Annotated in this window: 39 protein-coding genes; 34 read left to right on the top strand and 5 right to left on the bottom strand. The window is 35.5% G+C overall.

Translation table 11 applies throughout. The features are described 5' to 3' along the window. Positions 1-194: 194 nt before the first annotated feature. The 3 genes from NXS11_RS10165 to NXS11_RS10155 form a co-directional block, all read right to left on the bottom strand. On the bottom strand, positions 195-1,244 hold the full coding sequence (locus NXS11_RS10165) for a site-specific integrase (RefSeq protein ID WP_259200903.1): 1,050 nt from the start codon (positions 1,242-1,244) through the stop codon (positions 195-197). 151 nt (positions 1,245-1,395) lie between these two features. Continuing rightward, positions 1,396-2,349 (bottom strand): exonuclease domain-containing protein, encoded by a 954-nt coding sequence (locus tag NXS11_RS10160; RefSeq protein ID WP_263009960.1) that lies wholly within the window; start codon positions 2,347-2,349, stop codon positions 1,396-1,398. 15 nt (positions 2,350-2,364) lie between these two features. Further along, entirely contained in the window at positions 2,365-2,994 is a 630-nt protein-coding gene (locus NXS11_RS10155) for a helix-turn-helix domain-containing protein (protein ID WP_259200901.1), read from the bottom strand. A 150-nt stretch (positions 2,995-3,144) separates the two neighbouring features. Between NXS11_RS10155 and NXS11_RS10150 the strand changes: the two genes are divergently transcribed. From NXS11_RS10150 to NXS11_RS10135, 4 genes are read left to right on the top strand one after another with little or no spacing between them, the layout of a single operon-like run. Further along, positions 3,145-3,372: a helix-turn-helix transcriptional regulator gene (locus NXS11_RS10150; protein WP_259200900.1), complete on the top strand. Its 228-nt coding sequence runs from the start codon at positions 3,145-3,147 to the stop codon at positions 3,370-3,372. Positions 3,373-3,406: 34 nt separating this feature from the next. Then, positions 3,407-4,216, top strand: a complete 810-nt coding sequence (locus NXS11_RS10145; RefSeq protein ID WP_259200899.1) for a BRO-N domain-containing protein — start codon at positions 3,407-3,409, stop codon at positions 4,214-4,216. A gap of 10 nt (positions 4,217-4,226) precedes the next feature. After that, positions 4,227-4,448, top strand: a complete 222-nt coding sequence (locus NXS11_RS10140; RefSeq protein WP_259199640.1) for a hypothetical protein — start codon at positions 4,227-4,229, stop codon at positions 4,446-4,448. Between the two features lie 13 nt (positions 4,449-4,461). Beyond that, positions 4,462-4,680, top strand: a complete 219-nt coding sequence (locus NXS11_RS10135) for a Thoeris anti-defense Tad2 family protein (RefSeq protein WP_259200898.1) — start codon at positions 4,462-4,464, stop codon at positions 4,678-4,680. Here the strand turns inward: NXS11_RS10135 and NXS11_RS10130 are convergent. Further along, positions 4,669-5,001 (bottom strand): hypothetical protein, encoded by a 333-nt coding sequence (locus NXS11_RS10130; protein WP_103358331.1) that lies wholly within the window; start codon positions 4,999-5,001, stop codon positions 4,669-4,671. The genes NXS11_RS10135 and NXS11_RS10130 overlap by 12 nt on opposite strands. A gap of 123 nt (positions 5,002-5,124) precedes the next feature. Continuing rightward, entirely contained in the window at positions 5,125-5,742 is a 618-nt protein-coding gene (locus NXS11_RS10125) for a hypothetical protein (protein WP_259200897.1), read from the bottom strand. A 65-nt stretch (positions 5,743-5,807) separates the two neighbouring features. Here NXS11_RS10125 and NXS11_RS10120 point away from each other — a divergent pair, with 65 nt between their 5' ends. From NXS11_RS10120 to NXS11_RS09975, 30 genes are all read left to right on the top strand, one after another. Continuing rightward, a complete protein-coding gene (locus NXS11_RS10120; RefSeq protein ID WP_259200896.1) occupies positions 5,808-6,032 on the top strand; it encodes a DUF771 domain-containing protein in 225 nt (74 codons plus the stop codon). Between the two features lie 14 nt (positions 6,033-6,046). Next, positions 6,047-6,217, top strand: a complete 171-nt coding sequence (locus tag NXS11_RS10115) for a hypothetical protein (protein WP_259200895.1) — start codon at positions 6,047-6,049, stop codon at positions 6,215-6,217. Positions 6,218-6,305: 88 nt separating this feature from the next. After that, positions 6,306-6,575 (top strand): DUF1108 family protein, encoded by a 270-nt coding sequence (locus tag NXS11_RS10110; protein WP_259200894.1) that lies wholly within the window; start codon positions 6,306-6,308, stop codon positions 6,573-6,575. Next, entirely contained in the window at positions 6,576-7,058 is a 483-nt protein-coding gene (locus tag NXS11_RS10105) for a siphovirus Gp157 family protein (RefSeq protein WP_259200893.1), read from the top strand. Further along, complete coding sequence (locus tag NXS11_RS10100; protein ID WP_259200892.1) at positions 7,055-7,759, top strand: AAA family ATPase; 705 nt, start codon at positions 7,055-7,057, stop codon at positions 7,757-7,759. The genes NXS11_RS10105 and NXS11_RS10100 overlap by 4 nt, the downstream gene beginning before the upstream one ends. After that, positions 7,743-9,074 (top strand): DEAD/DEAH box helicase, encoded by a 1,332-nt coding sequence (locus NXS11_RS10095; RefSeq protein ID WP_259200891.1) that lies wholly within the window; start codon positions 7,743-7,745, stop codon positions 9,072-9,074. The genes NXS11_RS10100 and NXS11_RS10095 overlap by 17 nt, the downstream gene beginning before the upstream one ends. Positions 9,075-9,092: 18 nt before the next feature. Continuing rightward, entirely contained in the window at positions 9,093-9,590 is a 498-nt protein-coding gene (locus NXS11_RS10090; RefSeq protein WP_259200890.1) for a DUF669 domain-containing protein, read from the top strand. A gap of 17 nt (positions 9,591-9,607) precedes the next feature. Beyond that, complete coding sequence (locus tag NXS11_RS10085) at positions 9,608-11,920, top strand: phage/plasmid primase, P4 family (protein ID WP_259200889.1); 2,313 nt, start codon at positions 9,608-9,610, stop codon at positions 11,918-11,920. Between the two features lie 296 nt (positions 11,921-12,216). After that, positions 12,217-12,525 carry a VRR-NUC domain-containing protein gene (locus NXS11_RS10080; protein WP_259200888.1) on the top strand — a complete coding sequence of 103 codons (309 nt, stop codon included), beginning with the start codon at positions 12,217-12,219 and terminating at the stop codon, positions 12,523-12,525. A gap of 1 nt (position 12,526) precedes the next feature. Beyond that, positions 12,527-13,243 (top strand): SA1788 family PVL leukocidin-associated protein, encoded by a 717-nt coding sequence (locus NXS11_RS10075; RefSeq protein WP_259200887.1) that lies wholly within the window; start codon positions 12,527-12,529, stop codon positions 13,241-13,243. A 13-nt stretch (positions 13,244-13,256) separates the two neighbouring features. Beyond that, positions 13,257-13,661 carry a DUF3310 domain-containing protein gene (locus NXS11_RS10070; protein WP_259200886.1) on the top strand — a complete coding sequence of 135 codons (405 nt, stop codon included), beginning with the start codon at positions 13,257-13,259 and terminating at the stop codon, positions 13,659-13,661. A gap of 44 nt (positions 13,662-13,705) precedes the next feature. Continuing rightward, positions 13,706-13,921, top strand: a complete 216-nt coding sequence (locus NXS11_RS10065; RefSeq protein WP_259200885.1) for a hypothetical protein — start codon at positions 13,706-13,708, stop codon at positions 13,919-13,921. After that, positions 13,918-14,304: a beta-sandwich lipoprotein gene (locus NXS11_RS10060; RefSeq protein WP_259200884.1), complete on the top strand. Its 387-nt coding sequence runs from the start codon at positions 13,918-13,920 to the stop codon at positions 14,302-14,304. The genes NXS11_RS10065 and NXS11_RS10060 overlap by 4 nt, the downstream gene beginning before the upstream one ends. A gap of 14 nt (positions 14,305-14,318) precedes the next feature. Then, positions 14,319-14,696: a hypothetical protein gene (locus tag NXS11_RS10055; RefSeq protein WP_259200883.1), complete on the top strand. Its 378-nt coding sequence runs from the start codon at positions 14,319-14,321 to the stop codon at positions 14,694-14,696. Beyond that, on the top strand, positions 14,680-15,120 hold the full coding sequence (locus tag NXS11_RS10050) for a YopX family protein (RefSeq protein WP_259200882.1): 441 nt from the start codon (positions 14,680-14,682) through the stop codon (positions 15,118-15,120). Before NXS11_RS10055 ends, NXS11_RS10050 begins: the two co-directional genes overlap by 17 nt. Then, positions 15,113-15,421, top strand: coding sequence for a hypothetical protein (locus tag NXS11_RS10045; RefSeq protein WP_259200881.1), 309 nt, complete (start codon positions 15,113-15,115; stop codon positions 15,419-15,421). The genes NXS11_RS10050 and NXS11_RS10045 overlap by 8 nt, the downstream gene beginning before the upstream one ends. 1 nt (position 15,422) lies before the next feature. Then, positions 15,423-15,830, top strand: coding sequence for a hypothetical protein (locus NXS11_RS10040; RefSeq protein WP_259200880.1), 408 nt, complete (start codon positions 15,423-15,425; stop codon positions 15,828-15,830). After that, a complete protein-coding gene (locus tag NXS11_RS10035) occupies positions 15,823-16,221 on the top strand; it encodes a hypothetical protein (RefSeq protein WP_259200879.1) in 399 nt (132 codons plus the stop codon). Before NXS11_RS10040 ends, NXS11_RS10035 begins: the two co-directional genes overlap by 8 nt. Next, positions 16,205-16,756: a MazG-like family protein gene (locus NXS11_RS10030; protein WP_259200877.1), complete on the top strand. Its 552-nt coding sequence runs from the start codon at positions 16,205-16,207 to the stop codon at positions 16,754-16,756. Before NXS11_RS10035 ends, NXS11_RS10030 begins: the two co-directional genes overlap by 17 nt. A gap of 67 nt (positions 16,757-16,823) precedes the next feature. Next, on the top strand, positions 16,824-17,246 hold the full coding sequence (locus tag NXS11_RS10025; protein WP_259200875.1) for a transcriptional regulator: 423 nt from the start codon (positions 16,824-16,826) through the stop codon (positions 17,244-17,246). Positions 17,247-17,473: 227 nt separating this feature from the next. Continuing rightward, a complete protein-coding gene (locus NXS11_RS10020; RefSeq protein ID WP_259200873.1) occupies positions 17,474-17,893 on the top strand; it encodes a terminase small subunit in 420 nt (139 codons plus the stop codon). Beyond that, the gene (locus NXS11_RS10015) at positions 17,877-19,142 is read left to right on the top strand and encodes a PBSX family phage terminase large subunit (protein WP_259200872.1); all 1,266 of its coding nucleotides are present in this window, start codon (positions 17,877-17,879) and stop codon (positions 19,140-19,142) included. Before NXS11_RS10020 ends, NXS11_RS10015 begins: the two co-directional genes overlap by 17 nt. Positions 19,143-19,146: 4 nt before the next feature. Next, the gene (locus tag NXS11_RS10010; RefSeq protein ID WP_259200871.1) at positions 19,147-20,565 is read left to right on the top strand and encodes a phage portal protein; all 1,419 of its coding nucleotides are present in this window, start codon (positions 19,147-19,149) and stop codon (positions 20,563-20,565) included. Beyond that, positions 20,534-21,481: a phage minor head protein gene (locus NXS11_RS10005; protein ID WP_259200870.1), complete on the top strand. Its 948-nt coding sequence runs from the start codon at positions 20,534-20,536 to the stop codon at positions 21,479-21,481. Before NXS11_RS10010 ends, NXS11_RS10005 begins: the two co-directional genes overlap by 32 nt. A gap of 89 nt (positions 21,482-21,570) precedes the next feature. Beyond that, positions 21,571-22,170 carry a phage scaffolding protein gene (locus tag NXS11_RS10000; RefSeq protein ID WP_259200869.1) on the top strand — a complete coding sequence of 200 codons (600 nt, stop codon included), beginning with the start codon at positions 21,571-21,573 and terminating at the stop codon, positions 22,168-22,170. Between the two features lie 13 nt (positions 22,171-22,183). Next, positions 22,184-22,999: a N4-gp56 family major capsid protein gene (locus NXS11_RS09995; protein ID WP_259200868.1), complete on the top strand. Its 816-nt coding sequence runs from the start codon at positions 22,184-22,186 to the stop codon at positions 22,997-22,999. A 13-nt stretch (positions 23,000-23,012) separates the two neighbouring features. After that, entirely contained in the window at positions 23,013-23,294 is a 282-nt protein-coding gene (locus tag NXS11_RS09990) for a Rho termination factor N-terminal domain-containing protein (protein WP_259200867.1), read from the top strand. After that, positions 23,294-23,590 carry a phage head-tail connector protein gene (locus NXS11_RS09985; protein ID WP_259200866.1) on the top strand — a complete coding sequence of 99 codons (297 nt, stop codon included), beginning with the start codon at positions 23,294-23,296 and terminating at the stop codon, positions 23,588-23,590. The genes NXS11_RS09990 and NXS11_RS09985 overlap by 1 nt, the downstream gene beginning before the upstream one ends. A 1-nt stretch (position 23,591) precedes the next feature. Then, the gene (locus tag NXS11_RS09980) at positions 23,592-23,927 is read left to right on the top strand and encodes a phage head closure protein (protein WP_259200865.1); all 336 of its coding nucleotides are present in this window, start codon (positions 23,592-23,594) and stop codon (positions 23,925-23,927) included. Beyond that, positions 23,914-24,321, top strand: coding sequence for an HK97-gp10 family putative phage morphogenesis protein (locus tag NXS11_RS09975; RefSeq protein WP_259200864.1), 408 nt, complete (start codon positions 23,914-23,916; stop codon positions 24,319-24,321). Before NXS11_RS09980 ends, NXS11_RS09975 begins: the two co-directional genes overlap by 14 nt. The last annotated feature ends 7 nt before the right edge of the window (positions 24,322-24,328 follow it).

The raw sequence follows: 24,328 nt of genomic DNA, 5'->3' as shown, positions 1-24,328 counted from the left end.
CCTCATCTTCCGGTATTTAGGTGTTTTTCGTTGTTCTGCCGTTGTATCTCGTGAACGTAAACGTTGATATGACGGCATTTTGTTGTCTTTTGTTGTTTTTCGCTGGAACTCGTATTTTGAGCGGAACGTCCCCGAAACGTCCCCGAGAGGATAAAAAAATGGGAAAACGTCCCCGAAAAATAAAAGTACGTCCCTTACATTGATTTTATTAGCTTCAGAGCTTTTTCAGTCTCAATTTTATTCGTTTCATCAAGCAAGTGTGAATACACGTCCAATGTTGTTTTAATACTAGCGTGACCAAGACGTTTCGAGATATAGTAAATCGAAACACCGCCGTGCAATAGGTAAGAACAATGTGTGTGTCTAATTGCATGTAATGTGAACTTGCCTAGCTTATTTTCTAAGCAAAATTTTTGAAGGACTTTTGTTACAGCGTTATTTGTTATTAGGGAATATCCAGTGTTGAATATCTGCTTATTCATGTTGATTGGCATTTCAGATAATGTATTTCGTAAGACTTTCATATCTTCAGACGGTATATCTACAACACGATCAGATGTTTCTGTTTTTGTACCTCTTAGATGAATTGTATTTTTTAAGTAGTTAATATCATCAGTAGTTAATTTTTGAACTTCTCCAAATCGTCCTCCTGTAATAACTAATATATAAATTAGTAAGTACGATTGAATAGGGACGTTAGCTACATAGGATTTCAACTTTTTATAGTCTTCTAAGTTCATAAATTTATCTTCTTCAGGTTGACTAGGCTTTTTACCTTTAATTACTGCCTTATACGTAGGGTCTTTATAAATGAGACCTTCTTGTATTGCGTCCATTAACGATGCTTTAATACAGTTGTGCAATTTCTTAACTGATTCAGTAGCATGGTCGGCACCATACCATTTGATAAATTTACGATAGAAAGTAGTTGAAAAGTTACTTAGAGTAATGTCGGTTAAGTTTTCAGTAGCTAAAAACTTTTTAAACTGTTTAATAGCATTAACATATGTTAAATATGCTCTGTCAGTAATGACATTCTTTTTATTAACTTCAATCCATTGCTCATAGTAGTCAATAAAGGAACTTTTATTATTGATAACTATTCCACGCATTAGCTGGTTTTTAGCTATCGTTTCAGCTTCGGTGGCTTCTCTTTTGGTTTTAAACCCTTTCTTTTTATACCTTTTCCCTTCATACCCAAAGTCATAATACCATTTGTTGCCATTGTATTTGTTTACACTCATTGTGTTCACTCCTTTTAGAACGTACGTTCTATTTATTTATAAAAAATATATAGGGTAGGCGGGCTACCCAGTATATCTTAGTTGCTAAAATTTAGATAGTTCTGTTTGCATTTCTTCGACCAAAAAGACATGTTTGTTGGTAGTGATTTTTTTAATCATCTTTTAAGCTTCCTTTCAAATAAGATAATAAAGTTATTTCATCAATGATTTGAATATCTATCCCTTGATGAATAAAAGCTCTTGCCTTTCGCTGTTTTGAAACTAGACCGTTTTCATCTTTATACTTGTCGTCTTGTTCTCCTTCGACTAAAATGTTTGTTTTAGTTGAAACATTGTTTTTTATATAGGCTCCATTTTTTCTTGATAAAACCATTAATTTTTCTTTTGGAATATCAAAATTCCCGGTAAAGACTATATTTTTATTTTGTAAAATTAAATTTTCGTGTTCGACAGGCAATTTATTGATATCTGTGATTTTCATAGAAGGTTTATCAAATGATGATTTTTGTTTTGAAATAGATCGCAAAGCATTCATAAGATGACTAAATCTAATATACTGGTTGTCCATGTTTTGGATAAGCTCTAGACAGTTAGAAAAACCATTATTTTCAGCCAAAGAAATAAGCATTTTTGAAAGTGCTACAATGTCATACTTAGCGGAATGCAAGTTTGATTTATCAATGTTATATATATCACACAAATTATTCATGCTCACAGAGATGCCGCTATGAAAATTCCTGAAAATATTGACGCTATCAATATACATATAACTTTTGGGAGATAAATTACATGTTTGTGCTGTATGTTTTAAGACTGATATATCAAAGCTGGCATTATGAGCAACTATTAAAAAAGCGCTTCCTAATAAGGTTTCGATTTCTTGAAATACACTTTTGAAACTAGGGGCATTTAAAATGATATCTTTAGGTATATTGTGAATTTTAGCATTTTTGTCACTATACTTATTATTAGGTGGGTTAATATACGAACTATATACATGTTCAATTGATAAGTCTTTGATAAGTGAAATACCGACTTCACATGGACTATTGGTATACTCGTTCATAGTTTCAAAATCTAAAACGGCAATGTCATACTTCTTCAAAATTATCACTCCTCGTTATCTAAACAATTTTTGACTTGCTATCACTTTACCTACAATTTTCACTTCATCGTCACTACCGTACACTTGAGGATAATGTTGAGGGTTGTTTGACTCAGGTATTAAGATGATTTGGTCTTCCGTGTAACGTATTCGCTTAACAGTAGCATTGTATCCATTCACCATAACCACGCCTAACTGACCATTTTCTACAACGGAGTCTTTTTCTACAACAACAATATCTCCTTCTTGAAATAGTTTATCCATGCTATCTCCAGAAACTTGAAGACCAAACTCTTCTTTATTAGAGTTTAAGTTTTTAGTAGCAAAGTATATGTAATCTATTAAATTCTCTTCGCTATAAATAGGTAAGCCGGCAGGGATTTTTGAAACGACCGGTATCTTTTTAACTGGTAATGTGTCGAGTACTTTTTCTTCGTTATCTTCAACTAAGTCGGATTTACTAACGCCAAAATAATTAGCTAATAGTTCTATTTTGTCTATTCGTGGATAGGTCTTTGCGTTAATCCAATCAGATAGGGTTGTATATTTTACATTCAAATCTATAGATAATTGTTTTCTATCTACATTGTTTTGTTTCATAAGACGAGAAATGTTTTTAGACATAATTTCTTTATTGCCGAGCATTGTTTTCGCTCCCTTCATCTAATAGCTTAATTACATTATACGGCTTTTCCGTACTGATTACAACAAAAACAAAAAAAATACGGTTTTAATGTTGACATTACGTTTTAACCGTAATATACTAAAGTCAGTTCTTTTGAAGGAGGCTTGAAAATGGAAGAACAAAAAGTGAAAAAGGAGCCTTTTACTTTAAGAATGTTAAGGGCTAAATATGAATTAACACAGGCACAAGCGGGTGCAAAAGTTGGCGTTTCTGCAGATGTGTGGCATAACTGGGAAAAAGCAAAAACTTTTCCTAATGTCCCACAGTTGCAGAAGATAGAAAAAGAATTTGATGTCACTTATAACGACATTATTTTTTTAACTAACAATAACGGTTAAACCGTAAAAGAGCGAATGCAAAGGAGTGATAGCAATGCAAGCATTACAAATTTTCAATTTTGAAGAATTACCAGTAAGGACATTAACAGTAGATGACGAACCTTACTTTGTCGGCAAAGATGTAGCCGAAATTTTAGGGTACAAAGATGTTTCGAGTACAGTTTCAAAAAATGTAGATTTGGAAGATAAAACCACATTGCTAATTCAGCAAGATGGTTCTAACTATAAGTCTCGAACAACAGTAATCAACGAATCAGGGTTATACAGTTTGATTTTTGCAGCAGCACAACAAAGTGCTAATCCAGTTATTAAAGAAACAGCTAAAAAATTCAAACGTTTCGTTACATCTGAAGTATTGCCATCAATCAGACGTACAGGAACATATTCAGTCAATCCAACAATCCAAGAATTAGCTAGTAATCCTGAACTAATTAAAATGTTGGTTGAACAAATCGCAAGATTAAATGATTCTACTACAAATCAAAGTGAAGATTTAGCTTATCTTAAACAAGCGATAACCGGTGAGTATGTAACACCGCAAGATATTTTAGCTATTAAATACGCCGTTACTGATAAGGCGGAAAAATTTGTAGAAGGATTAGGTATTCAACTTACTTTAGACAATGTTTTTGATGGTGACATTTACGAATTAGCTAGGGAAAACAAGCGCCAAGAACAGCAAAAGAATTACCATATTGGCAAAGCTAAAAGTAGATTGCTTGTACTAACTAAAAAACACTTAGGAATGAAAGGCAACGCACCAAACAATCACATTAAACGTAAAGATGTAGATTTAGCCATTCAATTTGTTAAAGACATTCGATTGTCGACTATTGAAATTTAGGAGGAGCAAAATGAACTCTAGCGAGAAATTAGCAATTATTCAACAAATCTTAGGTGAAGTGTCTTATGAAATAAGCACGGCTCTAGAAACAGATGAATCTTCCAAATTTGAAAAGGAGATCGAATATAACGGTAAAGATTACACGATAGAACTAACAAGAGAAAGTTACCTAGAAGACACTTTGATTAGCATTAGTAAGCGTCTTGAAAATATAAATTTCGGACACTTTTAAGGAGGTGTAAAGAATGAACATTCAAGAAGCCACAAAGTTGGCTTTGGAAAAAGGTGTTGCGATTAAAAGGGACAAGAAAGAGTTCGATTATGCAATACTACCAACTAACTTAATGTTTTACCAATGCCTAATTATTTCAAAAAGATATAAAGTTAAAGGTCAAACCGTCAGCGCAAGGTGGCAGCCTAGCGCAGACGATTTAATAGCTGATGATTGGGTTTTAGATAATTAATTTTTTAAGGTCAGAAATAGCTTTTAGCAACAAGGAATAATTTTTGCTAGTTTCATTCTCGCAATAAGCGATTCCTTCGTTGGAAAGAGCCATTTCAGCAAAACCACCATCTCCAGTGGCAACGGTTGCATAACCATGACTGCCTAATTGGAGAACAGATGACACATAACTATCAAAATCCATACCTAAAAAATAATTATCAAATGATTCTTCATCCGTCCCAAAATATGTCGCAGAATATTGTGATTCACCATCTTCAATTCTATCAAGATACACTTTATAAAATTGAAGTAAAACGAGTTTGGTTTCATTGGTAAGCATAATAATCACCTCCTTAAAGGTGATTATATCAGAAAGGAAGTGAATCAAATGAACAAGCCTAGTTACGCAAAAATAGCACTCCTAATCATCATCTTGGCGGAGGAGATTAGGAATGCTGGGCTGTTACTCTTCGGGTTCATTAGTCAAAAGGTGAAAGAGAAATGAAAAGAACAGAACCCAAATATAAAGAGGTGCATTAATTGGATGGTCGTATGCCAATCTAGATAAAAAATCCCAAGATGCATTAACGCCTATCCCTATTGAAACCTCATTAATGTAATTTTTAGAGGAGGAAGTGACATGATTCACATTCAACATCTTGTCGAATCTTTTAGTATTTTGGCTCTCCTTTGGCTTATCTACTGGATGGGAAGAATTGATGGGTTCAGCAAAAGTCGAAGTAGAGACAACATCGACAGAAAAATTTCTGAAGGCATTAGACATTTTCAAAACTTCGTATTTGGAAATGCTCGTCGACTTTATGATGTCTTTAAGAATATTTTCAGAAAATAGATTATTACGAATCTGTTGAGCATTTAAGATTGTTTGAACATTCAACCTAAGCAAAGCTGAATTATCAAATTTTATAGGTTGGATATTAGGTTTCATCTGACGTGATGCAAGATTCATAATTTTCTGAACTTCAATTAATGGCTTTTGAGCATAATTGTTAAGTTGAAACGGAATCAAAGTTGTTTGATTTATTGCTTTACGAGCATATTTGAATGGATCTTGATACATGATTAACACCTCCTATCTAACGCAGTAGCGTTAACAAAATTATATCAGAAAGGAGTGACATCAAAATGACAAAAACATATTGGGATATGAGTGATCTTGAAAATGAGATTGGTAAAGGTAGAAGTTGGATTAAAAAACACATTTTTTCCATTCCAAGATTTAAAAAAGAAATTGAGGCATTCAGTCATTTTCCTATTAACAACAACGACGAGTACATGTTTGTCGGTAGCAAGATGAAAAAATGGCTTGAAGACAATTTCAAAGAGATTGAGCGCTTCAAGTACATGTGAAAGGAGGTGGTCATGTGAAAGAGCTAATAGCGTGCATGATGACATTTGCCGTAGCGCTGATATTAACAACCGCACTTGCATTTAACGGTGTTTATTTTACAACGTTAATGTGGTGGGTGTTGGTTGCGGAGTTAGTAACGTATTTTGGAACACACTTTGTACTAAACGAATTAAAAAGAGACTGATAAGCAACGGCAATTGCAAACCAGTCAAGGGTTGAATATTCTAGCAAAATATCAACCCTAATTATATCAAATTAGGAGGAACAAGCAAATGCATTTTATAAAAGGGAAAAAATACACGTCGTATATTGAAGTTGATGGTTTTAAATTCAAGAAAGAAGTGACAAGAAAAGAATTCTTAATCAATATCGTAATTAAGACTTTAAACAATGAGCTTATTGATGATATCGACATTTCAGATATTGACTTTGTCGACCAGGTTGATGATTTACTAGGACTGTCTATATACAACTATATCGAAAACCAAACAGACGAACTTGACAAAATCATGGCTTACTTTGCGAAAGGAGGAAGATTTTAGATGAGTAATATATTCGAAATCAATGAAAGATACTTGCAAGTCTTGGATATGTGGGATGACGTTGACCCACAAGTGATTCGGGACACGTTAGATTCAATTGAAACGGAGATGCATGAAAAAGTCGATAATATCATTGGACTAAAACGTTCGGTTGATGGTGATGTGGATGTTATCGACAACGAAATCAAACGTCTACAAAAAATGAAAAAGCAGAAAGTTAATCTTTCAGACAGGTTGAAAGGTTATCTAGAGGTAATGCTTGAACAACGTGGCTTAAGAAAATATAAGACACCTAAGAACCATATTTACAAGCGTAAGAATAAGCCGAGCGTTGTGGTTACTAATGAAACTTTAATTGATAAGGCGTACTACATTCCACAGCCACCCAAGTTAAATAAAAAGCAAATTGAAGAAGACATCAAGGCTGGAGCAGATGTGGAAGGTGCAGAACTACGAGCGAGTGAAAGTCTGGTGATTAAATGACGTTTACAATTTCGAGTGCTAAAAATCTTAGCACTGAGAATGCTACTTATCTTATTTATGGGAAACCTGGAAGCGGTAAAACACATACTCTTAATTTTTTACATGGTCGTACGTTATACGTGAATGTGGATAAATCAGAACGACCATTAAAAGGAAACCAGAACATTGACATCTTAAATTTCAATTCACACGAAGCTTGGAAAGAATGGGGCGACCTGATGAAATGGTTTGCTGATAATAAACAGACATTAAATAATTACGACACTATTGCGATTGATAACCTGTCAGAACTGTTTAGATCTATGCTTGCAAATCTCGGACGTTCAGGAAAAAACAATCGCGTTCCCGAAATGTCCCACTATCAACGTGTAGATTTTTTCACTATTGATAGTTTAAGATTTTTGCAGTCATTAAATAAGCGATTAATTTTTATGGCATGGGAAACAAATTATGATTTTTATACACCTGCAGGTCAGCAGATTACGCAATCTGTTCCTGATATTCGTAAAACGATTCGTGATAATGTAGCAGGCTTGTGTCAAGTCGTTGCACGATTAGTTGTGAATAAAGATTCAGGTAAGCGTGGTTTTATACTAATGCCCACAAATCAAATATTTGCTAAAAATCAATTAGACGATCGTGAACATTGTCTACAAGAAGAATTATTTAATGTAGGTGATACTGATGATAACTCTACGTGATTATCAGAATGAATTACTAGAAGGTATCTATCAGAGTATGTCAAGAAATAATAAACGGATAATGGTTCAGAGTCCTGCGGGCAGTGGTAAGACAGTGACAATGAGTGAACTAGTAAGACGAGCCAACTTAAAAAGAAATCGTGTGCTTACTGTTGTCCACAGGAATGAGTTGGTCAGTCAAATTAGACAGACATTCAATGCAAATGGTGTTGATTGGTTATTATCAGAAGTCGGTATGGTTCAAACGATATCCAACCGAGTAAAAAAGAATAAGGTATCAGCACCTGAAATTATCGTGATAGATGAAGCGCATCATGCTTTATCTAAAACATATAGGGACATTATACAAGCATTTCCTAAAGCATATGTTATTGGCTTTACCGCAACGCCATATAGATTAAATGGTCAAGGCTTTACTGATTTATTTGATGATATTGTGCTAGGTAAAACAGTTAAATGGTTGATTGAGAATAAAAGATTAGCACCATTTAAATATTTATCAATCGACCTTATAAATCACGAGAAATTAAAGCGACAGCGTGGAGAGTACACACAAAAATCTATATCAGAAGCGTTCACAAAGACAATCTATGGTGATGCACTTGAAAGTTATGAAAAATACGCTAGAGGATTAAAAACTATTATTTACGCTTACAATGTCGAATCAAGTAAGAAGGTAGTAGAAAGGTTTCAACAACATGGTTACAAAGCCTATCACTTAGACGGCAAAGCTAAAACTCAAGAAAGGTTAGAAGTCGTTGAAAAGTTTAGAAAAGGTGAAATTGATATTTTAACCAACGCTGAATTATTTGGTGAGGGATTTGATATACCTGATTGCCATTGCGTCATACTGCTTAGACCTACTGAATCATTAAGTTTGTTCATTCAACAAACTATGCGTGCAATGCGTTACCAACCCAACAAGCAAGCGATCATCATAGACTTAGTGAACAATTGGAGCACACACAAACTACCTGATACCGATAGAGATTGGCAGAAGTATTTTAAAGGAAAACCTCCTCGTGAAAAATCAGATGTTTCTGTAAAACAGTGTCCGAATTGTCTCGCTGTTATCCCTTCAGGTCATAGGGAGTGTCCCTTATGTGAGCATGAATTTGAATCTGATTACGGTTCTGCCGAGTATGCATATGAAAAAGTAGAATTAGAAGAAATCACAGAAGAAAATGTTATCAAACTCAACTTTAAAAAACCAAGTGAGTGTAAGTCAATGAAAGAATTATACGAGTTAGCCGAATCTCTTAATTACAAAAAGGGATGGGCATACTATCAAGGCAAAGCTTTAGGCTTAATTTAAAATTGGAGGAGTTTTATTATGACAAACTTTGTATTAAATATGGAAGACACTTTTGATGGAAATATTCAAGATGGAACGTACGAAGCGGTTATCACGAAATGTGAAGAGAATGCAACACCGGGTGGTGCGGAACATGTTGATATGCGTCTTACAATTCGTAATGACGTAAATCAAAAGTATAAAAACAACATCATTTTCCATAGAATTTGGAAGTCAAAACAAACTGGTAAATACGATATGAGGTTCTTCAATACAATTGGTGCTGCTGCCCAATTGCAACAAGGAAAAGCTTATGGTTCTCTTGAAGAATTATTCGCTGATTATCTAGGTAAGCCGGTGAAAGTTACTGTGAAAAATGAAACATCTGAATACAATGGTAAAACTTATGAAAACTTAAACGTCAAACGTTGGGATAAAACAGCGTTACCTGAAATGACGCATAAATTTAAGACAGAAGATGGAGAAAATCCATTCGCTGGTGGAAACATCGAAACCAATGATGAGTTTCCGTTTTAAATTTAAGGAGGGCTAGTATGTATGAAAGTATTCCTTACGAACTAAAGGAATTAAACCGGTGGTGCTGTTTCAAAATTGAACAGGGTATAAATGGGCGTAAAACAAAGCGCCCTTACAACCCTCTCACCAATCAAATGGCAAAATCTAATGACGAATCTACATGGGTAAGTTTTGAAGACGCTGCAAGTCTATCGATTAATTACGACGGCATAGGTTTTTTCTTCAAAGAACCTTATATAGGCGTCGATTTAGATGATATTTCAAACGAAATAGCCGAATATTCGGAAAATGAAAACGTTGAGAATATAGTATCAGAGTTTGTAGATGTGTTACAAACTTATGCAGAAGTAAGTCCATCAGGTAATGGCATACACCTAATTATCAAAGGAGAATTGCCAGAAAAAGGGCGCAGACGTGGCAATGTTGAAATTTATAATCGTGGTAGATTTTTTACTATGACTGGTAAACAGATCGGTGGATACAACGCTGTAAATAACGATGAATTTAATAAGTTATCTTATTTGCATGGTAAATATATTTTGAAACCAGATGCGGAAAAGAAAGCTATTAATACCAACAAAGGTTTTGGTAATAACTTATCAACAGAAAAAATAATAGAAGTGGCTAAAAAGTCTAAAAATGGACTTCGATTTACCACCTTATTTGAAGGAGATTGGTCACAATTCTATACATCACAATCAGAAGCAGATTTAGCTTTTTGTAATGATTTAGCATTTTGGACTGCACGTGATCCAAATAAAATGGATGAGATTTTTCGTAAGTCTGTATTGTACAGAGACAAATGGGATGAACAACGTGGTGACGATACTTATGGAAATATAACTATTTCAACAGCAATAGATAGTTGCATGAATGAATTTATTCCAGAAGTTTCAACAGACAACGATTTTCAAATCTATGTCATGGATCAAGATGTTAAACCTGCTAAAAAAGATAAGCGATATTCATACGATGACACAGGTAACGCTGAACGCTTACGTGATTATTATGGTGAATACATTCGTTACAACTATACTGCTAACGCATGGTATTACTATGATGGTAAGCGTTGGAAAAAAGATGACGCAGGTAAAATGAAGCATCTTGTAGATAAGGTTGTTGCGAAACTAAAAGATGAAAAATTATATCACAGCGATGATATTGATGAAGAAGATATGAAGAAGTATCGATATAGACATTGGAAGGACTCGAGAAATCACAGTAAAAAAGAAAATATGATGAAAGAATGCCAACATTTGTTGCCTATCCATCATCATAATTTTGATACGGATTTTACTTTATTCAATACACAAAATGGCTATATTGATTTAACCACTGGCGCTTTATATGAACATCGAAAAGATAAGTTTTTCACAAAAATGAGTAATACAGAGTATACCGATAAGGCAGATTGTCCTATCTGGCTAAAGTTTTTAGATGACATTTTTCTGGGCAAGCAAGACTTAATTGATTATATGCAAAGGGCTGTTGGTTATTCAATGTCTGGTTATACGTCAGAGCAAGTGTTGTTTGTTTTGTATGGCAACGGTCGAAATGGGAAATCAGTTTTTCTAGACATAATGAATGAAGTCTTCGGTGATTATGCGACCAATATTCGTCCACAAGCTATTATGGCAAATAAAAACAAATCAGATGCCTCACCTGAAATTGCAAAATTAGACGGTGCACGGTTCGTTACTACCACCGAGCCTAACGAAGGAGATCGCTTCGACGAGGGATTGCTTAAACAATTAACAGGCGGAGATAAAGTCTCAGCTCGAAGATTATATGAAAATGAATTCGAGTTTATACCACAATTAAAACTTTGGATGGCAACCAATCACAAGCCATATGTGCGTGGTACAGATGATGGTATCTGGCGACGTTTTGTAATTATTCCTTTTGAAAAGCAAATACCGCTTCACCAAGTTGATAAGCAACTGACAAAGAAATTAAAAACTGAATTACCTGCAATTATTAAATGGTGTGTAGATGGTTACTTGGAATGGCAAAGAATCGGATTAGCCGAACCTCAAATGGTTACAGAGCAGAGAGAAGAATACCGTATTGAAATGGATCCGATAGAAATGTTTATAGACGAATGTTGCGATAAAAACCCATTGGAAAAAGTTAATGCAACAGAGTTATACAATGCCTATGCTCATTGGGCGAAAGAAAATCATCAATATCTGATGAACAGTACAAAGTTTGGTAAAGAAATCGTTAAGAAATTTAATCGTAAAAAATATCGAGGCAAAAAATTTTATTACGGTATAAATTTGACCCCTGAAACAAAGCAAGATATGAATAGATTCAGTTTAAATCTTTAGGGGGGGACACTTGGGGATAGTTGGGGACGGTTAGGGGATAGTTTTTAGGTATACCCTCCCCTCAAACAAAAGCTGTCATATCAATACTTATACTACTTTTTATTCTTATTTAGGGGATAGTTAATAGAAAACTACTAGTAGAATAAATAGAAAAATAAATATATATAGAAAGAAGTTTTCCCGAAAGTGTCCCCCTTTATGAAAATGAGCTTTGAAGTGCTGGTATGACAAGGTTTGTAGAGATTTTAAACTATCCCCTAAAACTGTCCCCTAAATTAATGGAGTGATGAAAGTTAATGACCGAACAAGATATACAGAATTTAATTAGAATTGCTGTTTCTAAAGAAAATATCATATTTAGGGCAAATGTGGGCAAAGTTAAAACATTAGATGGACGTATTTTTGATACAGGATTGCCCAAAGGTTTTTGCGACTTATTTGGTTTTCGACCAGATGGACAAATATTTTTCATCGAAGTAAAGAAGCCAGGTGGCAAAGTTAGAAAAGAACAGCAACATTTTATTGATGTGGTCAAGAGTAAAGGAGCACTTGCAGGTGTCGCCTACAGTGTTGATGATGCACTGAAAATCATAGAGGAGGGATAGCATGCTTGAGTTACCTGAAATACACAATGACAGGACTAAAAAGATTGATTATAAAGGACAAACGGTATCTATCGCACAAATTGCTGAAGCAAGCGGTTTTTCGAAAAATACTGTTCGTAAAAAATTGAAACAAGGCGTCGATATTAAAGAAATTATAAACGACACCTATCACAAGAGACTGAAGCTCACCAAAGAGCAGATAAAGAAAAAAGATCGTAAAGCCCTGACGCTTTCAACTATTGAGGAGCGTTTAGCAAACGGCTGGAGTATCGACTTAGCATTGGAGTTGAGCAGTCAGTACGTAGGATCAGTAGACAATATCGTATTCAAGTCTAAGATTAGAGGCATTGACATTGAAATACCATATAAACAACTGCTCGAGCTTGAAAAAGTTGGAATAACAGCAAGTGTGATAGGTTTACGTGTTTCGAAAGGCATGACGCTTGAGCAGGCAATGACTAAACCTGTAGTTAAAGATATAAATCCTCATGAACAAGAAACACTAATCGTTAATTATGAAGAGATAGACGAGATTAACGAACGATTAACTGAAGCAGGTGTACGTAGATATAGAGAAGAAAGATTACGCAAGTCAAAGCCTCATCTCCGTACAGTGCCGCAAAATCACGAGCTTAGTGATTATGGAAGGTATTTGATGAGCAGATCAGGCATAGCAAGAGTGAAAACAGACTTGTACGGCAATGTTCAGTTTATTTAGGGGAGTGATTAGAATGGAGAAGTTAAAAATTGGAAATATAGTGAAGATCACTGTTGAAAATGGTTTTTTGTTAGGCAAGGTGTTGAATTTGTACACTGACAATTTTTATGTACGTACAGACAAAGGCATTACAGCATATGTCCCTTTCGAATCTGAATGGGAGAAAATACCATCTAGTGAAAAGGTTGAAAGCACAGTCGTAAAACCAAAGCATTATATGTTTTCTGATGGCACAGAAGCAAAAACATTTATCAATAAAATTGCAGAACGATATAAGCAAGGCTCAGTTGCTTATCATGTAGGGAATTGTGCCAAATACATCATTAGAGCACCTTTTAAAAATGGTTTAGAAGATTTGAAAAAGGCTCAAGAATCTTTAGGTTTAGCAATAGAATGTTGGTGTGCCAAAGATGAGTAAATACGGACTTCTAACATCAAAATTACTAAAGTGCAGGAACGTCTATGATTAACACTGCAAATGAGAAGTGCACACGTGAACTTAGCGATACTGTAAAACAGCGTTATCGCATTAACACTGTTGGTAAGTCGCCGACAGAATTGCAGAGAGAACTTGAACAGCGTGGTGTTAATGGCTTTGTAGTAAAAGTACATCACAACAAAGTCAGCATGCTGGTTAATCGTGCTGACGTTAAAAAGAATAGGGAGATGATGAGATGAAAAAGTTAATTGCAGTTTTATTAGCAACAATATTTTTACTAAGCGCATGTGGGAATGAAGCAGACAGAGTGAGTTACAACTTGTCGGAGGAATCAGACAACTTCAACACTGTCAGAAAAATCACAGTGATTAATGCAATTAAGCAAGATATTATTTTTCAAATGTCTGGACGCATGTCAATTAAAGCTGATCCAAAAGAAAACCAGCTTGAAGTTGTCGTTGAGAAACAAAACGGCGAATTTCAAAAGCACATTATTGGGCTGTCAGACAATGTGTCATATGTAGTCGAAGATGTTACTACGAAGAACGTTAGTAAGTATCAATACGAAATTAACTACAATCCAAAAATGTGGATACCAGCGAAACCGGATTACAAAGAATAGGGAGTTGAACTAATATGCCAAAATTTGAAACACGTTTTTTAGAATCCCCGTACTTAATTTTTGAGCGCGAATGGCTGGATGGGGAGAGATATAGGTTCAGAACAGAATCGCCGTATGTACTAAGTGTTATTCGCAATAGATACTCTTATGGTGGTGAGCAAGGCTTATTTGAATTAGCTATAGTATTGCCGAATAACTATGTGTGTGAGCCAATAGGATACCTAACAGTCGATGAGGTGTTAGCTATTTTAGATTATGAAAACGGTAAAGATGTTGAGAGTGAAATAATTCGTGAATGGAAAAAGCCAGAAGATATTAACAGAGTCGAACAGAGAGTTCGATTTATACGAAACAAGGCGAAGGAGCTGAACGAAGATGATTCCGAAATTTAGAGTATGGAATGAAAAGCAAAAGAAAATGTTTAATTATAAGGACATTTTGGAGGTCTACCCTAACAGAAGAGAACTGTTAGTATCAGAACCGTTTATCAATATGGATAAGTCGAGTTTCGGATTGAAATTGTATCGACTTACGTTTGATGAAGTTGACATTATGGCGGCGACAGGGGTTTTTGATGAAAATGATGTAGAAGTTTATGAGGGTGACATAGTGCGATTTAGATATCGTTACGACAAAAGAATTGATGATGATGGTGTCATAATATGGATGTCAGATAAAGCATGTTTTGGCATTGAATTACTTTATACACATGAGAAATACGAATTACATCAAATTATGAAAGATCATTGTTTAGAAGTGCTTTGTAACATATGTGAACATCCACATTTGTTAAAGGAGGAAGACATGAATGCGTAAGGTTGTCGTTTATGAAATGAAAGACCAAAAAGGTGTTTATATTGCGTCAGAACCAGGCGTTACAACAGAAGTATCGGAAGCATACTTAATTTATTCTCGAGATGGTTCAGAACCATCATTTGAAGAAATTGAGCAAGAGGCGAAACGCATAGAGAAAGCCCACAAAAAGTTTTTGAAAGAACGCTATGGGGAGGATTTTGTGTGCAGTTTCCAACCCTACTCGTGGTTAAAATATGCTGATTTAGTAGTAGTCGAAGTAGACGAAGATACATTTGAGAAAATATTAAAGAGGGATGAGTAACATGGCGAAAATCAAAGTAAAGAAGAAGCGAGTTGGGCTTGACGAGTTGCTTAGTAAAATTAAATACGAAGAAACTGAATGGAAACCATATGAAGGCTTCGAAGGAACGAGAGTATATCCTAGCGATGAGGATTTAGCTGATTTTGAAATTATTGACTTTTTTCCCGAAGATACTTTTGAGATTGAAATTGAGCAAGAAATTGATGAGGATACTGAGCTGAAAGGTTTAGTTGAAAAAATAAAAAATTGTGTGGGAGATGTGAAGTATGTAAATTGGGAATCACCACAATCCGTTAATAGCTGCATAAAATTCTCAAAATCTTTAGGCGCAACATCTTTAGCTTTCTACCTTGAACGATACGACGGCACTATGCATCTCATTTGGAAAGAAGGTGAGCTTGTTGAGTAAAGATTACAAACGCCGAATTGCAGATTTGTGCGCAGAACGTGTCAAGTTAGATAGTGAGAATAGTAGATTGCTCAAAACGGTCGCAAAGCTATCTGACGAGCGAGATCGGTTTAAACGAGAACGTGATGAATTGATTGACGATATTGCATGTGTACGTGAACAGCGTAAATATTATGCTGATGAAAACATTAAGTTAGTCAAAATGACAGCGCTTGTTATGGACGAGCGTGACGAATTAAAGAGAAAACTTGATGAAGTCGTTGAGTTATTTGTCAGTCACATCAACTACAAATCGTCAGTAGCGCACAGTCCTAAGTACATCGATATGCGTCATAAGCTAAACAAAATTTTAGAGAGTGAAAAGGAGAACGGATATGAACGAACTAATTAAAAAGATTGAACGATGGAGCATTGACCGCGACTTACACAACGCGAATCCAATGAAACAGTATGACAAGCTTGTTGAAGAACATGGAGAACTTGTGAAAGGTTTGAACAAACAAGATGAGAAACTTATCAAAGACAGCATAGGCGACATGTTTGTGGTTATTACTATTATGGCACAACAGATTAACGGTGATATGCAAGAAGTTATGGAACACAAAGATATTGATGTATTTGAGGATGCGGACACTTTACGTTTTACCATGTTGTTAGCATATGTAGGTGTAAATCTAAAGGAAGGTAATATAAGGCTAAAGGCAATAGGTGCGAAAAGTTGGGCATCCAACACTGATGATTACCAAATACGCAAAAATCTTACAGAAACAGAAAAAATACTTGGGGCTCTTGTGAACTTGCTAGATAAAACAGCAAAAGCCCACGGCACAGATTTAAAAACATGCGTACAGCTGGCTTACGACGAAATAAAAGACAGGAAAGGTGAAATGCGTGATGGCAGGTTCGTCAAACAAGAAGACCTGTAAAACAAAAGACATATTAGAGAAAATAAAAGAGGTGCTGAAAAGATGATGAATCATATGGAGGCATGTAATGACTAAGAAAAAGTACGGACTTAAATTGTCTACTGTTAGAAAACTGGAAGATGAACTATGTGATTATCCCAATTACGACAAACAGTTGGAGGATTTAAGGGAAAGCGTTATAAACCCCTGGCTTCCAACAGACACAAACATAGGTGGAGAGCGTGTGCCAACTACCTCATCTAAAACAGAAATGGTGGTAGTTAACTATCTTTGTAACATAAGACGTGGCAAGATACTCGAGTTCAAAAGAGCGATAGAACGCATTATCAATACGTCTAGTAGGAAAGAGAGAGAATTTATTCAAGAGTACTATTTCAACAAGAAGACATTAGTTGCCGTATGTGGAGATATTCATATCTCGGAAAGTACGGGTAACAGAATTAAAAAGAAAGTAGTTTTAAAACTGGCAGAAGAACTAGGAGAACACTAAAGTTGACAGTAAAATGACAGTTTTTGACACCTAAAATGAGATATTATGGTAATGTACAGAAATGTACAACGAAGTTTTTCGTCTTGTTTAATGATTTGTTGTACTTCCTATAATTTGAGGTATTCGTGCTGTTTTCTCCTTTCTAAATATGCGGTCAGACGTCCTTTTTCGGGGCGTCTTTTTTAATACTTAAAATGTGATTAACGTGAGAGTTGGTGGTAAATGAAATGAAGTTAAGTTTGAAACAACAAAAGTTTGCTGACGAATATATTAGAACAGGTAACATCTATCAGTCTGCTATTAATGCAGGTTATAGTCATAACTATGCGAACAAGAATGGTAGTAAAATGTTGGGAAAAGTTGGGATAAAATCTTATATTGATGCAAGATTGGAAGAAATAAAGAAAGATAGCATTGCAGATCAAGATGAGATATTGCAATATCTAACTTCTGTGTTTAGAGGAGAAACTAAAGAACAGACTTTGATAGGTGTAGGCGATGGTGCTCAAGAGATTGAAAGTATAGACGTAAGTGCAAAGGATAGAATTAAGGCAGCTGAATTACTTGGTAAACGCTACATGATGTGGACAGATAAGCAACAAGTAGAACATACAGGAGCGGTGGTATTTAATGACGACATCGATTAATTTGTCTGAATTAATACCTAAGCCATTTCACGACATTTGGCGGAAAACGAAAGACAGTAGTGTATTGAACATAGTTGCCAAAGGTGGACGGGGTAGCGGTAAGTCATCTGACATATCGCACATAATTGTTCAGCTAATTATGCGTTACCCGGTTAATGCTGTTGTTGTTCGTAAGACTGACAATACACTTGCGACATCTGTATTTGAGCAAATTAAATGGGCAATCGAACAGCAAGGTGTGTCGCATTTGTTCAAGGTTAAAGTGTCGCCAATGGAATTAACATACGTACCGCGTGGAAATCGTATTATCTTCAGAGGTGCACAAAACCCAGAGCGTTTAAAATCGCTTAAAGATAGCCGTTTCCCTTTTTCTATAATGTGGATAGAAGAACTGGCGGAATTCAAAACAGAAGATGAAGTGACAACCATCACTAACTCACTATTACGTGGCGAATTGGGTGATGGTCTTTTTTATAAGTTTTTTTACAGCTATAACCCACCCAAGCGTAAGCAATCTTGGGTTAACAAAAAATATGAATCGTCATTCCAACCAGATAACACGTTTGTGCATCATTCAACGTATTTAGATAATCCGTTCATTTCAAAGCAATTTATACAAGAGGCAGAAGCAGCTAAACAACGAAATAAATTGCGGTATAGGTGGGAATATATGGGCGAAGCGATAGGGAGTGGTGTTGTGCCATTTAATAATTTACAAATTGAAAATATATCAGATGAATTGTATAAGTCATTCGACAACATACGTAATGCCGTCGACTTTGGGTATGCAACTGATCCGTTGGCTTTTGTACGATGGCATTATGATAAAAAGAAACGCATTATTTATGCAGTGGATGAGTATTATGGTGTTCAGATTAGCAATAGACAGTTTGCAAAATGGCTATGGGAAAAGGGCTATCAATCCGATGATATATATGCTGATTCAGCCGAACCTAAATCGATTGATGAACTTAAGAAAGAGCATGGCATTAAACGGATTAAAGGTGTTAAAAAGGGTGCTGACAGTGTTGAATACGGCGAACAATGGCTTGATGATTTAGAAGCTATTGTGATTGATCCAAAGCGCACACCAAATATTGCACGAGAATTTGAAAATATAGATTATGAGACGGATAAGGATGGCAATGTTAAACCTAGATTGGAAGATAAGGACAACCATACAATCGATGCGACACGTTATGCATTTGAGCGTGATATGAAGCAACGTAAAATGTCTATTTTAAAGTGAAGGAGTGATTGTTATATACTGGCCGAATGAAAAACCATATCATGAACGTATTGTCGAAAAGCTTGCACCTAAATACGAGACACAGGAAGAAATGATTATACGTTTGATTAATGACCATAAGCCTAAAATTGAAAAAATAATAACAGGAGAAAGATATTACAACCATGACCCTGACGTACTACACTTAGCGCCTAAATTAGATAATGCTGGCAATATTGATCCTTTAAAGCCAGATTGGCGAATGTACACTAATTATCATCAAAACTTAGTAGATCAAAAAGTTGCGTACGCTGTTGCTAATCCGGTGACTTTTGGAACAGATGACGATAAAGCTCTTAAAACAATACAACATGTTTTAAATCATAAATGGGATGACAAGCTAGTAGATATTTTAACTGCAGCTAGTAACAAAGGTATCGAGTGGATACAACCATATATCGACGAAGATGGAGATTTTAAGACATTCAGAGTGCCAGCAGAACAAGCTATTCCAATTTGGACAAATAAAGAGCGTGACAAGTTGAAAGGATTCATTAGGTATTATGTGTTGGATGAGGCTGAACGTGTTGAATATTGGACGGATACAGACGTTACGTATTATGAATATCACGAAGGTCAATTAATACCTGACTATTATCATGGTGACGAACATATACAAGCGCATTATTATATTGGTGATAATCATGTAAGTTGGGGGCGTGTTCCTTTTATTCCGTTTAAAAACAACCCACAAGAAGTTAGTGACTTGTTTATGTATAAGACAATTATTGACGCAATGGATAAGCGCTTGTCTGACACACAAAACACTTTTGATGAATCAACTGAATTGATTTACGTTTTAAAAGGATACGAAGGACAGAACTTGGATGAATTTATGCGTAATTTAAAATACTACAAAGCTATCAATGTTGATGGTGATGGTAGTGGTGTAGATACGATTCAAATTGAAGTTCCTGTGCAATCTTCAAAAGAGTATTTAGACATGTTACGTGATTATATTATTGAATTTGGTCAAGGTGTTGACTTTCAACAAGATAAGTTCGGTAATAGTCCATCGGGCATCGCACTCAAATTTATGTATAGCAACTTAGATTTGAAAGCGAACAAGTTAAAAAATAAAACACTGACAGCGTTACAAGAGTTGTTGCAGTACATCATTGACTTTTACAAATTAAATATCAAAGTACAAGATGTTGAGATTACGTTTAATTTCAATGTGATGGTGAATGAACTTGAACAATCACAAATCGCAGTGCAATCTCAATTTTTATCTAAAGAAACTATCGTTACAAATCACCCTTGGGTCGATGATCCGGTTGCTGAACTAGAACGAATTGAGCAGGATAACATTGACTTTAACAATCAACTCCCATCTATAGAAGGTGATGACGATGACAGAACGCAAAATAACAAGTCAAGATGATATAGACAAAATCATTGAACAACTGAGGGCTAAATCTGAGAGTGAACTTGAGCGTTTATTTGCTGAACTTCTGAAGGTAATTAAAAGAGAACTCTCAGCCATGTTTGAAAGATATGAAAGGGATGATCCACATGTAACTTGGACGGAGTTTAATAAGTATGATCGCTTTAATAAGCAACTAGCACGTATTGCTGAAATGATGACAGATGATTATAGAAAAGTAGCTAAAATAATTAAACAGACGAGACAAAACGCATATATCGAACAATATATGATGAGTCTCTATTTATATGAAATGGCTACACAAACATCTATGCGATTTGAAGTGCCTAGCGCTGCTATAATCACTAAGGCAATTGAGCAACCGATTGAGTTAATCAAGTTGATTCCAACGTTAGAACGCCATAGAAACGACATTCTGAAAAGATTACGCATGCACATTACGCAAGGCATATTGAGTGGTGAAGGTTATGCGAAAGTCGCTAAAGCAATAAGTGATGATATTGGCGTCAGTAAAGCACAAGCGTTACGTGTTGCACGTACAGAAACTGGACGAGCATTATCACAAGCAAGTTTGGATAGCGCGCAGGTAGCACAAGACAATGGATTTAAAATGATGAAACGATGGTTTGCCACAAAAGATAATCGAACGCGAGACACGCATAGGCATTTGGATGGGAAAAGTATTCCGTTGAACAAGAATTTCAAATCTAGTGGTTGTGTGGGTTTAGCACCAAAGCTATTTGTGGGTATTAATAGCGCTAAAGAAAACATCAATTGTCGATGCAAATTGCTCCATTACATCGATGAAGACGATTTACCAGGTGTAATGAGAGTGAAAAAAGATGACGGCACAACAGAAGTAGTTCCAACAATGACATATCGTGAATGGTATAAGTCTAAAAATAAAAAATAGTTTATTGCCCAAAAATGCTTATGGCGTTAAAAGATGCAAACTCGTGCTGGATGAGACCAGTGTTAACAAAAATGTGAGGAGAATGTTAAATGAAAAGAGAATTTTTACGTGGTTTAGGTTTAGAAGAAGACACAGTTCAAAAGATTGTAGATGAACATCACGACACATTACGTCAGTTTAAAGATAAAGCTCAGAAAGCTGACTTATTGCAAGAACAGCTTGATAAAGCAAACCAAGAACTGGAAAATCGAGACAAACAAATCACAGACCTTCAAAAAGCTAAAGATGGGGATAATCAAGAACTTAAAGATAAGTTAGAGCAATATAAACAAGAAAATTCCCAATACCAAGCTGATATGAAGGAATTAAAATTGAATAATGCCATCAAGTTAGCTGTCGCAAAAGATGCAAATGACGCTAACGATGTTCTTTTAATGCTTGATAAAAGCACGTTAGAACTTCAGGAAGATGGCACTGTTAAAGGTTTAGAAGATGCAGTTAAAGCACTGCAAGAAACTAAGCCTTATTTATTTGCTAATAATCAGCCTAATGGGCGCACTCCTAATGATGGAGAAAGTTTGAAAGGAAAAGCAAATATTACAAAAGAAGATTTTAAAAACATGTCTTACACGGAGCATGTAGCGTTATTAAATAGCAATCCAGAAAAATACCGTGAATTAACAAAATAAAGGAGAATTTTAAATGGGACAAACTAAAAAGGAAAATTTAATTAATCCAGAAGTTTTAGCAGCTGTCGTTGGTGGGGAAATGGAAAATGCTATTCGTTTTACGCCATACGCAACCATTGATAACACGCTAGTAGGACAACCAGGCGATACAATTACGCGACCTAAGTATGCTTATATTGGGGCTGCAGAAGACTTAGAAGAAGGCGTAGCAATGGGTACGGAGCAAATGAGCATGACTACTACTCAAGTTACTGTTAAGGAAACTGGTAAAGCGGTAGAAGTTACACAAACTGCAGTTATTACTAACATTAACGGTACTTTACAAGAAGCGGCTCGACAATTAGCTATGGCTTTGGCTGATAAGGTTGAAATTGATTACATCAAAGAATTACGAACAGCTAAATTAAGTGCAACTGTTACTCCGAATGCGTCTGGTATTTTAGACGCAATTGAAGTATTTGATTCAGAAAATGAAGAAGACTACGTATTACACGTTAACCCTAAAGACTACAACAAATTAGTTAAATCTTTATTTAGCGCTGGTGGTAACGTGCAAGATCGTGCGATTGCTAAAGGTGATGTAGCTGAACTTGTAGGTGTTTCAGACATCGTTAAATCTAAGCGTATTAACGAAAATGAAGCATTCTTACAACGTTATGAAGCAATAGAAATTGTAAACAAAAAACGACCAGAAGCTTATACTGACTTTGATATTTTGAAACGTACGCATGTCTTATCAACTAACTATCATTATGGCGTTAACTTGAAAGATGATAAAGGTGTAGTCAAAGTGACGTTTAAAAATTCAACTTCTAATTTAGAAATGTAATGGAGTGATGATTATGTTGTTTAGAGTAGTTGCACGTTTTAAGGATGCATACGATGACAAATATTTGTATGAAAAAGATGGTTTATATCCAAGAAAAGGGTACAAGCCATCCGATAGCCGTATTGCAGAACTGTCAACAACTAACAATCGACGTGGTGTTGTAGGTATCGAGCCAATCGACTTAAACGGTTTGAAAGTTGCTGAATTGAAAGAAGTAGCAGAACATCTCGAAGTCGAAAACTATGATTCTATGAAAAAAGCAGAACTTCTTGAGGCTATTGAAGGTGCTAGCTAATGGAACCTGTAGAAGTAAAACGACTTAATCAAATGCCTATCGACGACACTTCAAATGATGAAGTGCTAGCTGATTTGATTGTTTTTTATAAAGGAATAGCGGAAGAATACTGCAATAAAACTTTTAAGGAACCTTATCCTTTCGGCGTAAGGAAGTTTATTGCAGAATGTATAAAATACGGATCTACTGGTAATATTGCGAGTCGTTCGATGGGTACAGTGTCATACACATTTGTTACAGAACTACCTAAAGCAACTTATCGTCATTTAAGACCGTTAAGAAAGTTGAGGTGGTAATATGTTCGATCCATTTAACGAGTATCCACACGATATCCAAGTTGGTCGTATAAGAGTTGTCGGTAAGTATCCAAATAAACGAGAGCAGTTTGTGTCAGATAGAACAATACAAGGTTTTATGGACACGCCTACAACGTCTGAAATGCTTAAGTATCATCAAATGGCTAAAGACTTTGACCGTAATTTATATACGCCGTATGACGTTGGTATAGACGTGTCGGATGTTTTGCTATATGAAGGTAACAGATATCAAGTTGTAGGTTATCCGATTGATCAAGGCAGTATGCATGAAGTTAATTTAACAAGATTGCAGGTGATTCCAAATGGCAAAGGTTAAATACGGAAACTGGGACTTGGTTGCTGAATTAGATGATTTTAGAGATGAAATGGAAGATTGGGTTAAAAAAGGTATCTTGAAAACGACATTAGCCATCTATAACACGGCAATTGCGTTAGCGCCCGTTGATATGGGTTTTTTAAAAGAAAGTATCGACTATAAGATAACTGATGGTGGATTTTCTAGTGTTATAAGTGTTGGGGCAGATTACTCGGTTTTTGTGGAGTATGGGACAGGAATATATAGTACAAAAGGTTCACGTGCAAAGAAAATACCCTGGTCATACAAAGATTTGGATGGGGAATGGCACACAACTTATGGACAACCACCACAGCCTTTTTGGAACCCTGCTATCGATGAAGGTCGTAAAGTCTTTGAGAGATACTTTAGTTAGGAGATGG

Source organism: Staphylococcus americanisciuri, assembly GCF_024814435.1.
Lineage (GTDB): Bacteria > Bacillota > Bacilli > Staphylococcales > Staphylococcaceae > Staphylococcus > Staphylococcus americanisciuri.
Note: the sequence above shows the minus strand (reverse complement) of the source record. Positions and strands in the feature narration are given on the sequence as shown.

Excerpts from the sequence above, each read along its gene's own strand:
- NXS11_RS10165 (WP_259200903.1), bottom strand. The coding sequence starts at position 1,244 with ATGAGTGTAAACAAATACAATGGCAACAAATGGTATTATGACTTTGGG.
- NXS11_RS10155 (WP_259200901.1), bottom strand. The coding sequence starts at position 2,994 with ATGCTCGGCAATAAAGAAATTATGTCTAAAAACATTTCTCGTCTTATG.
- NXS11_RS10150 (WP_259200900.1), top strand. The coding sequence starts at position 3,145 with ATGGAAGAACAAAAAGTGAAAAAGGAGCCTTTTACTTTAAGAATGTTA.
- NXS11_RS10145 (WP_259200899.1), top strand. The coding sequence starts at position 3,407 with ATGCAAGCATTACAAATTTTCAATTTTGAAGAATTACCAGTAAGGACA.
- NXS11_RS10140 (WP_259199640.1), top strand. The coding sequence starts at position 4,227 with ATGAACTCTAGCGAGAAATTAGCAATTATTCAACAAATCTTAGGTGAA.
- NXS11_RS10135 (WP_259200898.1), top strand. The coding sequence starts at position 4,462 with ATGAACATTCAAGAAGCCACAAAGTTGGCTTTGGAAAAAGGTGTTGCG.
- NXS11_RS10130 (WP_103358331.1), bottom strand. The coding sequence starts at position 5,001 with ATGCTTACCAATGAAACCAAACTCGTTTTACTTCAATTTTATAAAGTG.
- NXS11_RS10125 (WP_259200897.1), bottom strand. The coding sequence starts at position 5,742 with ATGTATCAAGATCCATTCAAATATGCTCGTAAAGCAATAAATCAAACA.
- NXS11_RS10120 (WP_259200896.1), top strand. The coding sequence starts at position 5,808 with ATGACAAAAACATATTGGGATATGAGTGATCTTGAAAATGAGATTGGT.
- NXS11_RS10110 (WP_259200894.1), top strand. The coding sequence starts at position 6,306 with ATGCATTTTATAAAAGGGAAAAAATACACGTCGTATATTGAAGTTGAT.
- NXS11_RS10105 (WP_259200893.1), top strand. The coding sequence starts at position 6,576 with ATGAGTAATATATTCGAAATCAATGAAAGATACTTGCAAGTCTTGGAT.
- NXS11_RS10100 (WP_259200892.1), top strand. The coding sequence starts at position 7,055 with ATGACGTTTACAATTTCGAGTGCTAAAAATCTTAGCACTGAGAATGCT.
- NXS11_RS10095 (WP_259200891.1), top strand. The coding sequence starts at position 7,743 with ATGATAACTCTACGTGATTATCAGAATGAATTACTAGAAGGTATCTAT.
- NXS11_RS10090 (WP_259200890.1), top strand. The coding sequence starts at position 9,093 with ATGACAAACTTTGTATTAAATATGGAAGACACTTTTGATGGAAATATT.
- NXS11_RS10085 (WP_259200889.1), top strand. The coding sequence starts at position 9,608 with ATGTATGAAAGTATTCCTTACGAACTAAAGGAATTAAACCGGTGGTGC.
- NXS11_RS10080 (WP_259200888.1), top strand. The coding sequence starts at position 12,217 with ATGACCGAACAAGATATACAGAATTTAATTAGAATTGCTGTTTCTAAA.
- NXS11_RS10075 (WP_259200887.1), top strand. The coding sequence starts at position 12,527 with ATGCTTGAGTTACCTGAAATACACAATGACAGGACTAAAAAGATTGAT.
- NXS11_RS10070 (WP_259200886.1), top strand. The coding sequence starts at position 13,257 with ATGGAGAAGTTAAAAATTGGAAATATAGTGAAGATCACTGTTGAAAAT.
- NXS11_RS10065 (WP_259200885.1), top strand. The coding sequence starts at position 13,706 with ATGATTAACACTGCAAATGAGAAGTGCACACGTGAACTTAGCGATACT.
- NXS11_RS10060 (WP_259200884.1), top strand. The coding sequence starts at position 13,918 with ATGAAAAAGTTAATTGCAGTTTTATTAGCAACAATATTTTTACTAAGC.
- NXS11_RS10055 (WP_259200883.1), top strand. The coding sequence starts at position 14,319 with ATGCCAAAATTTGAAACACGTTTTTTAGAATCCCCGTACTTAATTTTT.
- NXS11_RS10050 (WP_259200882.1), top strand. The coding sequence starts at position 14,680 with ATGATTCCGAAATTTAGAGTATGGAATGAAAAGCAAAAGAAAATGTTT.
- NXS11_RS10045 (WP_259200881.1), top strand. The coding sequence starts at position 15,113 with ATGCGTAAGGTTGTCGTTTATGAAATGAAAGACCAAAAAGGTGTTTAT.
- NXS11_RS10040 (WP_259200880.1), top strand. The coding sequence starts at position 15,423 with ATGGCGAAAATCAAAGTAAAGAAGAAGCGAGTTGGGCTTGACGAGTTG.
- NXS11_RS10030 (WP_259200877.1), top strand. The coding sequence starts at position 16,205 with ATGAACGAACTAATTAAAAAGATTGAACGATGGAGCATTGACCGCGAC.
- NXS11_RS10025 (WP_259200875.1), top strand. The coding sequence starts at position 16,824 with ATGACTAAGAAAAAGTACGGACTTAAATTGTCTACTGTTAGAAAACTG.
- NXS11_RS10020 (WP_259200873.1), top strand. The coding sequence starts at position 17,474 with ATGAAGTTAAGTTTGAAACAACAAAAGTTTGCTGACGAATATATTAGA.
- NXS11_RS10015 (WP_259200872.1), top strand. The coding sequence starts at position 17,877 with ATGACGACATCGATTAATTTGTCTGAATTAATACCTAAGCCATTTCAC.
- NXS11_RS10005 (WP_259200870.1), top strand. The coding sequence starts at position 20,534 with ATGACAGAACGCAAAATAACAAGTCAAGATGATATAGACAAAATCATT.
- NXS11_RS10000 (WP_259200869.1), top strand. The coding sequence starts at position 21,571 with ATGAAAAGAGAATTTTTACGTGGTTTAGGTTTAGAAGAAGACACAGTT.
- NXS11_RS09995 (WP_259200868.1), top strand. The coding sequence starts at position 22,184 with ATGGGACAAACTAAAAAGGAAAATTTAATTAATCCAGAAGTTTTAGCA.
- NXS11_RS09990 (WP_259200867.1), top strand. The coding sequence starts at position 23,013 with ATGTTGTTTAGAGTAGTTGCACGTTTTAAGGATGCATACGATGACAAA.
- NXS11_RS09985 (WP_259200866.1), top strand. The coding sequence starts at position 23,294 with ATGGAACCTGTAGAAGTAAAACGACTTAATCAAATGCCTATCGACGAC.
- NXS11_RS09980 (WP_259200865.1), top strand. The coding sequence starts at position 23,592 with ATGTTCGATCCATTTAACGAGTATCCACACGATATCCAAGTTGGTCGT.
- NXS11_RS09975 (WP_259200864.1), top strand. The coding sequence starts at position 23,914 with ATGGCAAAGGTTAAATACGGAAACTGGGACTTGGTTGCTGAATTAGAT.